The following is a 13,026-nucleotide window of genomic DNA, read 5'->3' as shown; positions in this document are numbered from 1 at the left end:
CCGCACCGAAATCGCATCGGCCCCCGTGGCGCCTCACGCCTTCTTTCCGCGGCGTCTGGTCACGGCCAGAAGTTCCGCCGCGGGGCCGGCGGGGACGCGGCCCGAAGCCCAGACGGCGCGCAGCACACGGCGCAGTTCGATGCCCTCGACCTCCACCGACACCAGGCGGCCGTCGGCGAGGTCGGCCCGTACCGCGAGTTCGCTGATCACCGCCGGACCGGTTCCGGCGATCACGGCATTGCGTACGGCGGTCGCCGACCCCAGCTCCAGCAGACACAGCGGTTCGCCCACACCGGCCTTGCGCAGCGCCTGGTCCAGGGTCTCGCGGGTGCCCGACCCGCGTTCGCGCACCACCAGCGGCGCGGCCGCGAGTTCGGCGACGCCCAGCGGACGGCGGCGGCGCGTCCAGGGGTGCCCCGGGGCGACCACCACGAGCAGCCGGTCGGTGGCCACCTGCCGGGCCGACAGCCCCGCCGGGGCCTGCGGCGACTCGACGAACCCGAGGTCCGCCGCGCCGCCGCGCAGCAGTTCCGGGACCTGTTCGCTGTTGGTCACCTGGAGACCGACATACAGCTCCGGCCGAGTGCGGCGCAGCTCGCCGATCCAGCCCGGCACCAGATGCTCGGCCACGGTCATGCTGGCCGCCACCCGCAGCTCGGCGTCCCGCTTCGTACGCAGCGCCTCCGCGCCGGTCAGCAGCCCCTCCAGCTCCCGCAGGACCCCCTGGGCCCAGCCCGCCACGGCCCGGCCCGCGTCGGTGAGCTCCGATCCCCGCCGGGTCCGGTCCACCAGCACCAGGCCCAGCCTGCGCTCCAGCATGGACAGCCGCTTGCTCGCCGACGGCTGCGCCAGTCCGAGCCGCGCCGCCGCGCCGCTCAGGCTCCCCACGTCACCGACGAGGACGAGCAGCCGCAGCGACTCCAGATCCGGCAACCGGCTCATAGCTTCCTCATGGCCCCAGGGTATGGGCCGGGCCCGGTCGGCAGTCATTCCCGTTGGCTATGACCTCCTCGCGATCTCGGGGCTACAGCCCAGGTCGGGAGAGCAGCAGAGTCGGACCATGAGCGAAGATCCGGACTGTCAGGTCCCGCTGGAGGCCCCCGTACGACCGGAGGCCGCATCGGCGCGGGCGTCCCGGCCCGCCGTGCGTCACGCCGAGCCGCCCCGACCGCCCATGGGCCGGGGGGCCGCCGCTCTCCTACCCGGTCTGGCCCTCGCCCTGGCTCTCGCGGTGGCGGGCACGGCGGTGGGGAAGGAGTTCCCGCTCATCGGCGGCCCGGTGACCGGGATCGTCCTCGGTGTGCTGCTGGCCGCCGTGGTGAGGCCAGGAGCACGGCTGCTTCCGGGCATCGGTTTCGCGAGCAAGCGGGTGCTGCCGGTGTCGGTCGTCGTCCTGGGCTCGCAGCTGTCGCTGGGCCAGCTGGTCCAGGTGGGCGCGGACTCGATTCCGGTGATGATCGGCTCGTTGGCGGTCTGTCTGATCGCCGCGTACGGCATCGGCCGGTGGCTCGGCATAGCCCGGGACCTGCGCACGCTGATCGGCGTGGGCACGGGCGTCTGCGGCGCGTCGGCGATCGCGGCGACCGCCCCGGTCATCGGCGCGGCCGGGGTCGAGGTGGCCTACGCGGTCTCCACCATCTTCTTGTTCAACATCGCCGCCGTGCTCACCTTCCCGCTGGTCGGCCATCTGCTGGGGATGAGCGGGCACAGCTTCGGCCTGTTCGCGGGGACGGCGGTCAACGACACGTCCTCGGTGGTCGCCGCCGCCACCGCGTACGGTCCGACCGCGGCGAACTACGCGGTCGTCGTGAAACTCACCCGCAGCCTCATGATCATCCCGATCTGCCTGGGACTGGCCTGGCTGGTGGGCCGCCGTGACCGTGCCGCGTCGAAAGCCACCGCCAGGCCCCGGCTTCGGGTGGTCAGGCTGGTACCCGGGTTTCTGATCGGCTTCCTGCTGATGACCACGGCGAACAGCGTGGACCTCATCCCGTCCGCCGCCCACCATGGACTCGGCGAGCTCTCGGTCTTCCTCATCACCGTGGCGCTCTCGGCGACGGGCCTGTCCACCGACCTCACCGCACTGCGCCGCACCGGCCCCCGGCCGCTCATCCTCGGTGGCGGTCTGTGGGTGGTGGTCTCGGCCACCAGCCTCGTGCTCCAATTCCTGGCCGGTTGACCCATGTCGGGGTGCGACCGCCAGGGTCGGTGGCTCGGCGACTCGGCGAGCGGGCTCAGGGCCGAGGCCGCGCCGAGGGGCCGGGCAGGACCGTCACCTCGGCGGGGCCGAGCGGAACACGCTCATCGCCGCAGGTGACGACGGCGCGCACCGGTGCACCGCACTCCGCGTGCCGAACGTCCAGGACCGGGCCCTCGGGGTCGGCGGCGTGCTGATCACCCCATTGCCGCAGGGCCATCAGCACCGGCCACAGATCCCAGCCCTTGGATGTGAGGCGGTACTCGTTCCGGGCCCGGCTCCCGGGCTCCTGGTAGGGGGTGACCTTCAGGATCCCCGCTGTCACCAGCTTCCGGAGCCGGTCGGTGAGGACCGACTCCGAAAGCCCGATATGGCGGTGGAAATCCTCGAAACGCCGGACGCCGTTGACCGCGTCGCGCAGCAGGAGGAGTGTCCACTTCTCGCCCACGATGTCGAGCGTCCGCTGGATCGGGCAGTTCTCGGTGCTGATGTTCAGCCAGTTCACACGGCCATCATAGGCTGACTGCGAGATTGACAGCCAGACGCCCGCGGGCTAGCGTCGATCAAGAAACCAGCCGGGGAGGTCAACAGCATGGGACGCTCGCGAACGTACGAGTGGGAGGACCCGGCCGTATCGGCGGCGGCCATCGGCACGCTCACCGGCCTGGAGACGCTACGGAGCATCACCTCCGGCGCCATTCCCCCGGCACCGATCAGCGCCACGCTGGGCTTCACCCTCACCGAGGCCGAGCACGGGCGCGTGGTGTTCTCCCTGAGCCCCGGCGAAGAGCACTACAACCCCCTGGGCAGCGTGCACGGCGGTGTCTACGCCACCCTGCTGGACTCGGCGTCCGGATGCGCCGTGCACTCCACACTGCCGGCCGGTGTCGGCTACACCTCCCTGGACCTGACGGTGAAGTTCCTGCGGCCGGTCACCGTGGACACCGGCGAGATCCGCGCCGTGGGCACCGTCCTCAGCAGTGGCCGCCGCACCGCGCTCGCCCAGGCCGAGCTGTTCGACGAGGCGGATCGTCTGCTCGCACACGCCACCAGCAGCTGCATGATCTTCCCGCTGCCCTCCCGCGACCCGGCGCGGGAGGGACAGCACACGTAGCCCCCCTTCCAGCTCGGACATCTGGGGGCTCGGCCCGATCCTGCGGTGGCTCAGCGACACGTCGGCGTCTCTTGGACTGGTGCGGGCCGCAGCTGCTCCAGGAGTTCGGACCGCCGCCGGTGGTAGGCGTCGACGTTGTCCAGCTTGATCCGCTCGTAGCCGCGCACCATGTCGGGGAGTTCCGCCAGCTCCACCACGGCGTCGAGATCAGCGGCGGGCCTCGCGGCGGCCAGGGCTCCCAGGACGGTTTCGCGGTACTCCTGGATCAGCGCGCGCTCGACGCGACGGACGTGTGCGTAGCCGAAGACGTCCAGGGGTGTTCCCCGGACCTTGCGCATCGCCCGGAGGGTCCGGAGCACCGGGCGGAACCAGGGGCCCAGGCTGATCTTCCGTGCCATGCCGAGCGCTCTCAGCACCGGCGGGTGCAGTCGGTAGGAGTACCGCGCGCCACCACCGAACCGGGCCTCGATGTCCTGGGTCAGCGTCGCGTCAAGGGAGAGTCTGGCGACCTCGTACTCGTCCTTGTAGGCCATGAGCTTGTAGAGGTTGCGGGCCACCGCCTCGGTCACCGCGCTGGAGGCCGACTCGTGGCGGCGGACACGCTCGACGAACTCGGCGTACTCCCCCGCGTATCGCTCGCCCTGGTACGCGATGAGGTCCGGCACCCGGATGTCCAGCAGACGTGCCAGTTCGGAGCCGGGCTCGGCGCCGACCGTGGCCCGCACCCGCGCGGTGGACGGGTGAACTCGCCTGGCTGTGGCCGTGACCGCGGCCGACGGGCCGGGCATGGCGGCGGCTTTGAATGCCTCGGGGTCCTCGACCAGCTGACGGCCCCGCCGGAATGCCTGAAGGTTGCGTCGCACAGCCGTGCCGTTCAGCGTGATGGCGCGTTCAACGGCCTCCGCGGTCAGCGGAAGCGCTCCGGTCTGGAACGCCGCGCCGAGCTGGAGGATGTTGGCGTACTGATCGTCCTCGAACAGCGCCTCCGCCAGCGCGCGGGCGTCCAGGTACAGGGCGTGCGCGCTGACCGCGTCGATGGCCGAGCGGATACGGCTCTCCTCGGGGAAGGTGACCGTGGGATCGATGATCATCCGGCCGGTGGGGATCTCGGTCGTGCAGACCACGGCGGTCGTCCGGCCGGGGTCCGCCGCCGCCAGGTACTGCGCATCGGCACCCACCAGCGCGTCACAGGCCACGTAGAGATCGCATTCGGCGGTGGCCAGCTTCGCCGCCTGCTCCACCACCTCCGTCGTGATCTTGACGTCCGACACCACGGCGCCGCCCTTCTGCGCCAGCCCCGTCTGGTCGAGCGTGCGCACCTGCCTGCCATCGATCACCGCGGCGGTGGCGAGGACCTGGGCGACGGTGACCACGCCGGTGCCGCCCACTCCCGTGATGCGCACCGTGACATCGTCGGAGACGGCCCGCCGTCGGGGCTCCGGCAGCGCTTCGGCGGCCAGGTCGGGCAGGTCGGGCACGCCCCGGCGGCGCTCGGACCGGCCGGGGACGACGGTCAGGAAGGACGGGCAGTCACCGTCGAGGCAGGAGTAGTCCAGGTTGCACGAGGACTGGTTGATCTCCGTCTTACGGCCGAACTCCGTGGTCACCGGGTGGACGGACAGGCAGTTGGACTTCGTACCGCAGTCCCCGCACCCCTCGCAGACCCGCTCATTGATCACCACCTTCACATCGGGCGTGGCCACCTTGCCGCGGCGCCGCTTCCGCCGCTTCTCGGCCGCGCACTCCTGATCGTGGATGAGCACGGTGACCCCGGGTATGGCGGCCAGTTCCTCCTGAGTGCGCAGGAGCCGGTCGCGATGGCGGACCTCGACGCCCTTGGGCAGCCTGGTCCTCCGCAGCCGCTCGGGGGCGTCGCTGGTGATGACCACCTTCGCCACCCCCTCCAGGAGCAGCAGTGCGGCCAGCCGGTCGACGGGGAGGGCCCCGACCGCTTCCTGGCCGCCGGTCATCGCGACGGCCGAGTTGTACAGGAGCTTGAAGGTGATGTTGACCCCCGCGGCGACGGCCGCCCGTACCGCGAGGCTGCCGGAGTGGGTGAACGTGCCGTCGCCGATGTTCTGCACGAAGTGCTTGTCGCGGACGAACGGGGCCATCCCGATCCACTGGGCGCCCTCACCGCCCATCTGGGTCAGCCCGACCACGTTCCCCACCTGCGCGGGCTCCATGAACACGGCCATGGTGTGGCAGCCGATACCGGCTCCCACCAGCGAGCCCTCGGGAACCTTCGTGGATGAGTTGTGCGGACAGCCGGAGCAGAAGTACGGCGTCCGGGTCAGCAGGGGCAGGGAGACGCGTTCCCTGCGGCGCCTGGTCCGCCAGGCGGTGACGGAGCCGATGTCGCCGTGTGCGGTCAGCCGGCGGGCGAGCCCGGCCGCGATCGCCTCGGGACCCAGTTCCCCGATCTCGCTGAAGAGCGTCGTACCGTCCGGGCCGGTCTTGCCGTGCACGGCGGGCGCGCCGGGCACCGCGTAGAGGATGTCCTTGATGGCCGCCTCGATGAAGGACCGCTTCTCCTCCACCACGACGATCTCGGTGAGTCCGCCGGCGAACTCCTTGACGATGGTGGGCTCCACGGGGTGGATCGCACCGAGCTTGAGCACGCGGATCCCGTGGCGCGCGAGGTCCTCCTCGCCGAGTCCCAGGTCGCGCAGCGCCTGGCGGAGATCGAGGTACGGCTTCCCCGCGGCCACGATGCCGATCCGGTCGGCGGAGGTGGCGCTGATCGAGCGGTTGACACCGCTGGCGCGGATGTACTCCGTGGCGAGCGGCAGCCGTACGGTGTGCAGGCTTCGTTCCAGCGCGGCGAGGCTGGTGCCCAGCAGCTGGGCGCTCGGGCGGTGGCCGTACGGTGTGGCGCCGCCCCGCGGCGTCAGGGTCGGGGGCCGCCAGCCGGGGTCGACCGTCGCGGTGCCGGCCGCGTCCGCCACGTTGGTGACCACCTTCATCGCGGCCCAGACACCACTGGCCCGTGACAGTTCCACGGCGTGAAGTCCATGGTCCAGGATGTCCTGCGCATCCGCCGGGTAGAAGATCGGCAACGCCAGGTCCGCCAGGGCGCGTTCGGACGCGCACGGCACCGTCGAGGACTTGGCCACCGGATCGTCGCCGACGAGCGCGAGCGCACCGCTCCCGCCCGGGACGCCCACGAGGTTGGCGTGCCGGAAGGCGTCGGCCGCGCGGTCCAGCCCCGGGGACTTGCCGTACCAGAGCCCGACCACACCGTCCGGCCCCATGCTGGTCGCCGCACCGGCCAGTTGGCTGCCCATCACCGATGTGGCCGCCAGTTCCTCGTTCAGACCCGGCTGATGGGAGATGGCGTGCTCGGTCAGGAGCGCGGAGCGTCGTGCGAGTTCCAGGTCGAAGCCGGCCAGGGGTGAGCCCTCGTACCCGGAGACGAAGGCCGCGGTCTCCCGTCCCAGTCGCCGGTCATGCCTGATCCGGTCGAAGAGGACTCGCACCAGGGCCTGGACACCGGTGAGATAGACCGTCCCCCGCTCCCTCAGATAACGGTCGTCGAGCGTGAAATCACCATCCGTCGCCGCGTGGACAACCGATGCGGACATCGAATATCACCTAACTCTCAAGGGCCTCGGGGAATGGGCCGGGGCCAGTGCACATGACGACAGGGGCCGCAAAGGGATACGCATGGACGGGGAATCGCGCGGCACCGGGCGATTCACATCTCCGCGAGCCAGGACTCCGCGGTCATGACCCGTGCGCCTCGTGCGGGGAAGATCCGCTCCATGAAGAAGTCATGGACGTCCGGTTCGGCATCCGCGCAGCCGTCGCTCACCACGGTGACCCGGTAGTCGCGGTCCAGGGCGTCGTAGAGCGTTCCCGCGACCATGGCGCCGGTCGCCACTCCTGTCAGCGCGATGGTCTCAATTCGCTGGGCGCGCAGCACCAGGTCGAGTTCCGTTCCGGCGAACGCGCTGGTGCGGCGCTTGGTGATGACGACATCCTCCGCTCGCGGTGCCAATCGCGGAATGATGTCCGTCTCCCCGGATCCCTCATGGAACAGTGTGCCGGCTTGGTGAAAAGCCGTGAACAGGCTGTTGTTCGCCGAGACATCGACTCCCGAAACCCGCAGTTCGGTACGGACGAGGACAACGAGGATGCCGTGCGCGCGAGCGGCATGTACCAATGACTCCATGACGGGCACGGGCGCCCGGCTGAACGGATGGTTCGCCAGAATGCCTGTCTGCATATCACCGACGATCAGTGCGGTATCGGTACGGCCGGTCACCCGATCTTCTCCGTTTCATGGGCCTGGGGCAGTGGTTCCTGGGCGGTCGCCTGTTCCGCCTTTCGCCCGGCCGTCAGCAGGATCACCAATCCGGCGGCGAGTATGAGGGCGATGACCAGGAGGGCGTAGGTGAAATCGCCGGTGGCGTCCGCGATGGCGCCGGTCATATAGGGGCCGACGAATCCGCTGACATTGCTCACCGAGTTGATCAGCGCGATGCCGGAGGCAGCGGCGGCACCGGTCAGACACAGCGGCGGCAGTCGCCAGAACTGCGCCATGGCGGTGTAGACGCCGGAGACGCTGACGCAGAACGCCGCGATGAACAGAACGTCGTGGTGGGTGAAGGTGGCCAGCAGCAGACCGACGACCCCGAAGGCCATGGGGATCGCCGTGGAGAACACCACGGACCGGCGGGCCGCCACCCTGGCCCAGGCGAGCATGGCGACGATGGCGATCGCCGACGGGATACCGGCGAGCAGCACACTGCTGACATCCGAGACCGCGGAGGCGCTCCCGGCAAGGGTGGTGATCATCGTCGGCAGGAAGAAGGCGATGGGGTACAGCCCGAAGACGATGGCGAAGAAGGCGAGGGCGAGCATCCACACTCGTCCGCTGGAAAGCGCCTGACGCACCCCGGTGAGCGCGCCATGTGCGTTCTGATGGGCGGTTTCCAGGGCGAGTTGACGCTGGATGGCGTCCTTCTCCTGGGGTGTCAGCCATGTGGCGCCGGCGGGCCGGTCCGGCAGAAGGCTGTAGATGAGAATTCCGGACACGACGGTGAAGAGGCCCTCGACGAGGAACAGCGACCGCCACCCGGCGTACCCGGTGAGCTGTTGCCCCCAGGACAGCATGGCCGCGGCGAGAGGCGATCCTACGATGCCGGACAGCGGAATCATGATGAAGAAGACCGACATGGCCCAGGCCCGCTGTCTCCGGGGAAACCAGAAGGTCAGGTACAGCAGGATTCCGGCGGCCAGCCCCGCCTCCGCGAAACCCAGCAGGATTCTCATCACATACAGCTGGCCGACGCTCTGCACGGCCGCGGTTCCCATGGTGACAATGCCCCAGGAGACAAGGATACGGGTGATCCATTTCCGCGCTCCGAACCGGCGCAGCATCATATTGCTGGGGATTTCCACGAGAATGTAACCGATGAAGAACAGACCGGAGGCCAGGCCCATCTGTCCGGCGGTGATGCCGAGGCTCTTGCCGAGCGACTGTGCCACATAGCCGAGATTGGCACGGTCGATATAGCTCATCACGTAGGCGAGGCCGATGAGCGGAATGATGCGGATACCTACTTTGCGCCATACACGACGCATGTCATCGTCTGTCTTTGTCAGGGCGGTGACCTCGGCCATGACGGGATCCTCTCGGTGAGCGGGGTCCGCGGGTGGTGAGGTGGGGGGTGGAGACGGGGACGGGGATGGGGACGGGGATGGGAACGGGCTGAGATGGGGATGCGGCGGTGCTAGCGGCGCCCGGCGGCGCGCCGTCGCCGTGTCGCCGCCGGGTCGATCGCGCCGTCCGGGGTGATGACGACTCCGTAGTCGCGGCTCGCCCCGGATGCGGAGACCTTTCCGTCGAGCACGTCCTGGAGGACACGGTCGGGGTCGCGGGTGAAGGGGTCCCCGTGGCCGCCTCCGCCCGCGGTGATGTGCCGATGGCGGTCACCGGAGACGAGGTCGCGGACGACCTTGGCGGGGAGTTCCCGCTCCTGGGGGGTGCCGGGGTCGAGGATGTTGGACGACGCCGTGCCCCGGGCTCCTCCCCGGAGGCCGTAGGGCAGATGTGTGCGCCGGTCGGAGCGGATCTGCACCGAGACCGTGGCGGCGAGAACCGTCATATCGCGGAAGGTCGACAGACCGCCGCGCCATCGGCCCGGGCCGCCGGTGTCGGGCAGATAGCCGTAGCCGTCGATGCGCACATGGCCGGACTGCTCGAGCTCCTCCACCGGTACGTTGGCCAGGTTGGCGCCGAGCGGGCTGACGCCGTCCACACCGTCGCGGTCCGGGCGGGCTCCCCAGGCCCCGCACAGGATGTCCCACAGGACGTTGGTGGTGCCGTCCTCCCCGGTGATGCCGATGGCCACGGAGTCGGGGCCGCCGTCGCCCGCGGCCGGGACCCGGTCGGGGAAGACGGGAGCCAGCGCGCCGAGGACGGTGTCGATGATGCGGTAGGCGACCAGGCCCCGGGCGCCGCGGGCCGAGGGCCTTCGGCCGTTGAGGATGGATGCCTCGGGGATCGTGAACGTGAGGGGCCGGTAGAAGCCGCTGTTGGCCGGGATATCGGATCCCAGGGCGCCCTGGATGGCCGCGTAGGAGGCGGACCGGGTGAAGGACTCGGTGGCGTTGAGCGCCGAGGCGACTTGGGGGGAGGACCCGGTGAAGTCCAGGTGCAGGCGGTCCCCGGTGATGGTGACGGTGACGCGGAAGGGGATGGGCGGCGAGCCCATGCCGTCGTCGTCGATGAAGTCCTCGAACGCGTAGGCACCGTCGGGGGCCTCGGCGAGCGCGGCCCGCAGCAGTGTCTCGGAGTAGTCGAGGAGTTCCTCGTTGAGCGCGGCCAGCCCGTCGATGCCGTGGCGTTCGGCCAGTTCCTTCAGCCCTTCACCGCCCGCGTGGCACGCGGCGAGCTGTGCTTCCAGGTCGCCACGCAGCAGCTCGGGCTCGCGTACGTTGCGCAGGATGAGGGCGAGGAACGTCTCGTTGAGCGTGCCCGCGTCGCACAGCCGGGAGGGCGGTATCTGCACGCCTTCCGCGAAGATGCTGGTGGACTGCACCGCCATGGATCCCGCGGCCCACCCTCCGACATCGACGTGGTTGACGACGGTGACGGAGTAGCCGATCAGCTCCTGCCCGGAGGTGAACACCGGGGCGATGGCGAAGATGTCGGGCAGGTGCATACCGCCCAGGTCGGGATCGTTGAGGAGGTAGACATCCCCCGGGCGGACGGAGTCGCCGAAGCTCTCCAGCACCGCGTGCATGGCCTCGGGAATGGAGCCGAGGTGCACCGGACAGGTGTTGGCCTGTGCGATCACCCGTCCGGAGGCGTCGCACAGCGCGGCCGAGAAGTCCATGCTGGAGGCCACGATCTGGGAGTGCGCGGTGCGCAGAATGGTGATCGCCATTTCGTCCGCGAGCCCGGTGACCGCGTTGCGGTGGACCTCGAACGTGGCGGCGTCGCTGATCGGGCGCGGGCTCATGAGGTGGTCTCCGGGGCTGTGGTGGTCCAGCTGATGACGATGTTGTTGAAGCGGTCGCGGTGGGCGGTGGCCGCCGGGGGTACGAGGGTGGTGGCGTCCATGTCCTCGATGACCAGGGGGCCTTGCCGGGGTTCCGGCGACAGCGCGGAGCGGGCGATCACCGGCGTCGGCTCGGTCCGGTCGAATCGGCACGCCCGAGTCGTCTCGGGGCCGGGCGCCGACGGCGGAAGGCTCAGGATCCGCTCGACGCCGGTGGGATTGCGCACCCGTCCGCGGACGCGGAGGTTGACGATCTCCACCAGTTCGTCGGTGCCGGCGCGGCCGTAGGTGCGGTGGTGCTCGGCGTGGAAGCGCTGCCGCGCGGAGGCCATCAGGCCGGAGTCCAGCTTCCCGTCGGGCACGGTGACGGACAGCTCGAATCGCTGACCGCGGTAGCGCATGTCGAGGACCCGCAGCACCTCGGTATGGGCCGAGGGGTCGGCCTCCCGCAGGGCCTCGGTGACGTCCTTGGCCATACGGTCGAACTCGGCGCCGAGCAGGTCGAGCGCGTCGAGGTCCGCCCGGTAGGGCATCACCGCCTGCCGTTCGGTGTCGGCGACGAGGAGACCCAGACTGCTGAACAGCCCGGTGTGCACGGGGACGATGACGGTCTCGATGCCGAGCTCACGGGCGATGGCCGCGCCGTAGAGCGGCCCGGCGCCGCCGAAGGCCACCATGACGGCCTCCCGTGGATCGCGGCCGCGTTCGCTGGTGACGGCCTTGACGGCCTTGGTCATGCTGGACACGGCGACTTCGTAGGCTCCGCGCGCGGCCGCCGGGAGGTCGACTCCGAGGTCCTCGGCCACCGGGGCGATGGCCCGCCGGGCGAGCTCCGGCTCGATGGCCACCCGCCCGCCGGCCAGGGCCTGCGAGCTGAGGTAGCCCAGGACCACGTTGGCGTCGGTGAGAGTGGGGCTGGTCCCTCCGTTGCCGTAGCAGGCGGGACCGGGCCGGGAGCCGGCGCTCTCCGGTCCGACCCGCAGGGATCCGGCGACGTCGGTGGAGATGACGCTGCCCCCGCCCGCGCCCACTTCGGCGATGTCGATGGAGGGCACGCGCAGCGCGTATCCCGCCCCCTTGCCCAGGCCGCGGGTGATGTTCATGCCCCCGCCGACCTCGTAGTCGCCCGCGACGAACGGCTCGCCGTTCTCGATGAGGGATGCCTTGGCCGTGGTGCCGCCCATGTCGAAGGCGACCACGGAGTCGAGGCCCATGAGCTGGGAGAGTTTCCGCACGGCGATGACACCGGCGGCGGGCCCTGACTCGATGATCTGCACCGGGCGCCCCACCACCGAGGGCGCGTCGAGGAGTCCACCGCTGGACTGCATGATCATCAAGGGCGCGGAGACGCCCGCTTCCCGCAGGCCCTCGCCGAGCGCGGTGACATAGTCATGGACCTGGGGCCCCACATAGCTGTTGACGACCGCGGTGCTGGTGCGCTCGTACTCCTGCATCTGAGGGGTGATGTCGACGGAGGCGGTCACATAGGTGCCGGGCAGCAGGGCCCGCAGTTCGGCGGCGACCCGGCGCTCCTCCTCGGGGCGGGCATAGGAGTTGATCAGACACACCGCCACCGCCTCGATGTCCGCGGCCCGGATCTCGCCCGCTACCCGCGCGAGTTCGGCGGAGTCCGCCGGGGGTTCCAGGTGGCCGTCGGCGGTGATGCGCTGGTCGATCTCGTAGCGGTGACGCCGGGGAACGAGCGGGGTCGGCCGCTGCCAGGAGAGGTCGTACAGCAGGGGGCGGCGCAGCCGTCCGAGTTCCAGCACATCCCGGAATCCCCGCGTGGTCACCAGGGCGGTACGTGCGCCGCGCATCTCCAGGATGGCGTTGGTGGCCACCGTGGTGGCGTGCAGCATCGCCCCGACCTGGCTCGGGAGCACGTTCGCCATGGACAGCGCGGCCCGGGTTCCGCCGAGGACGCCGCTGCCGAAGTCCGGCGGTGTGGAGAGGACCTTCACGGGGACGACCCGGCCTCCGGGGCCCAGGGCGATGACATCGGTGAACGTCCCACCGATGTCGGCGGCGACGCGCCAGCTTCCGTCGGGATCGGTCTTGGCAGGTCCTGACACGTTCGGCTCCTTGAAAGGTGGCCCTGGAGGGCTGCATCGCGCCGCCCCTCCGGCAGTTGCGATGACCCTAGGGCAGAACTGAGATCTCATCAATGGCCATCTAAGATCTTTGTTGCTCACACGACACTCCAC

9 protein-coding genes are annotated in these 13,026 nt (G+C 70.2%); 2 read left to right on the top strand and 7 right to left on the bottom strand.

All coding sequences use genetic code 11. The features are described 5' to 3' along the window. Window positions 1-33: 33 nt before the first annotated feature. Window positions 34-942: a LysR family transcriptional regulator gene (locus tag AB0E24_RS35275; RefSeq protein WP_069861718.1), complete on the bottom strand. Its 909-nt coding sequence runs from the start codon at window positions 940-942 to the stop codon at window positions 34-36. A gap of 118 nt (window positions 943-1,060) precedes the next feature. On the opposite strand from AB0E24_RS35275, the gene AB0E24_RS35270 reads away from it, so the two are divergent. Continuing rightward, the gene (locus AB0E24_RS35270) at window positions 1,061-2,179 is read left to right on the top strand and encodes a YeiH family protein (protein ID WP_359383302.1); all 1,119 of its coding nucleotides are present in this window, start codon (window positions 1,061-1,063) and stop codon (window positions 2,177-2,179) included. A 55-nt stretch (window positions 2,180-2,234) separates the two neighbouring features. Here AB0E24_RS35270 and AB0E24_RS35265 read toward each other — a convergent pair whose 3' ends face one another. Next, entirely contained in the window at window positions 2,235-2,702 is a 468-nt protein-coding gene (locus tag AB0E24_RS35265) for a winged helix-turn-helix transcriptional regulator (protein WP_069861714.1), read from the bottom strand. Window positions 2,703-2,789: 87 nt separating this feature from the next. Here AB0E24_RS35265 and AB0E24_RS35260 point away from each other — a divergent pair, with 87 nt between their 5' ends. After that, a complete protein-coding gene (locus AB0E24_RS35260; protein ID WP_069861712.1) occupies window positions 2,790-3,311 on the top strand; it encodes a PaaI family thioesterase in 522 nt (173 codons plus the stop codon). Window positions 3,312-3,361: 50 nt separating this feature from the next. On the opposite strand, the gene AB0E24_RS35255 is transcribed toward AB0E24_RS35260, so the two are convergent. The 5 genes from AB0E24_RS35255 to AB0E24_RS35235 form a co-directional block, all read right to left on the bottom strand. Next, window positions 3,362-6,895: an indolepyruvate ferredoxin oxidoreductase family protein gene (locus AB0E24_RS35255; RefSeq protein ID WP_359383297.1), complete on the bottom strand. Its 3,534-nt coding sequence runs from the start codon at window positions 6,893-6,895 to the stop codon at window positions 3,362-3,364. 113 nt (window positions 6,896-7,008) lie between these two features. Continuing rightward, entirely contained in the window at window positions 7,009-7,578 is a 570-nt protein-coding gene (locus tag AB0E24_RS35250) for a cysteine hydrolase family protein (RefSeq protein WP_237287494.1), read from the bottom strand. Continuing rightward, window positions 7,575-8,900: an MFS transporter gene (locus AB0E24_RS35245; protein ID WP_283887456.1), complete on the bottom strand. Its 1,326-nt coding sequence runs from the start codon at window positions 8,898-8,900 to the stop codon at window positions 7,575-7,577. The genes AB0E24_RS35250 and AB0E24_RS35245 overlap by 4 nt, the downstream gene beginning before the upstream one ends. A gap of 149 nt (window positions 8,901-9,049) precedes the next feature. Continuing rightward, window positions 9,050-10,783 carry a hydantoinase B/oxoprolinase family protein gene (locus tag AB0E24_RS35240; protein ID WP_359383292.1) on the bottom strand — a complete coding sequence of 578 codons (1,734 nt, stop codon included), beginning with the start codon at window positions 10,781-10,783 and terminating at the stop codon, window positions 9,050-9,052. Next, window positions 10,780-12,894 (bottom strand): hydantoinase/oxoprolinase family protein, encoded by a 2,115-nt coding sequence (locus AB0E24_RS35235; protein WP_231981553.1) that lies wholly within the window; start codon window positions 12,892-12,894, stop codon window positions 10,780-10,782. The genes AB0E24_RS35240 and AB0E24_RS35235 overlap by 4 nt, the downstream gene beginning before the upstream one ends. Window positions 12,895-13,026 lie beyond the last annotated feature (132 nt).

This window comes from Streptomyces malaysiensis subsp. malaysiensis (assembly GCF_040653035.1).
Classification (GTDB): domain Bacteria; phylum Actinomycetota; class Actinomycetes; order Streptomycetales; family Streptomycetaceae; genus Streptomyces; species Streptomyces malaysiensis.
Note: the sequence above shows the minus strand (reverse complement) of the source record. Positions and strands in the feature narration are given on the sequence as shown.

Coding starts and splice junctions, on each gene's coding strand:
- AB0E24_RS35275 (WP_069861718.1), bottom strand. CDS start 942: ATGAGCCGGTTGCCGGATCTGGAGTCGCTGCGGCTGCTCGTCCTCGTC.
- AB0E24_RS35270 (WP_359383302.1), top strand. CDS start 1,061: ATGAGCGAAGATCCGGACTGTCAGGTCCCGCTGGAGGCCCCCGTACGA.
- AB0E24_RS35260 (WP_069861712.1), top strand. CDS start 2,790: ATGGGACGCTCGCGAACGTACGAGTGGGAGGACCCGGCCGTATCGGCG.
- AB0E24_RS35255 (WP_359383297.1), bottom strand. CDS start 6,895: ATGTCCGCATCGGTTGTCCACGCGGCGACGGATGGTGATTTCACGCTC.
- AB0E24_RS35245 (WP_283887456.1), bottom strand. CDS start 8,900: ATGCGTCGTGTATGGCGCAAAGTAGGTATCCGCATCATTCCGCTCATC.
- AB0E24_RS35240 (WP_359383292.1), bottom strand. CDS start 10,783: ATGAGCCCGCGCCCGATCAGCGACGCCGCCACGTTCGAGGTCCACCGC.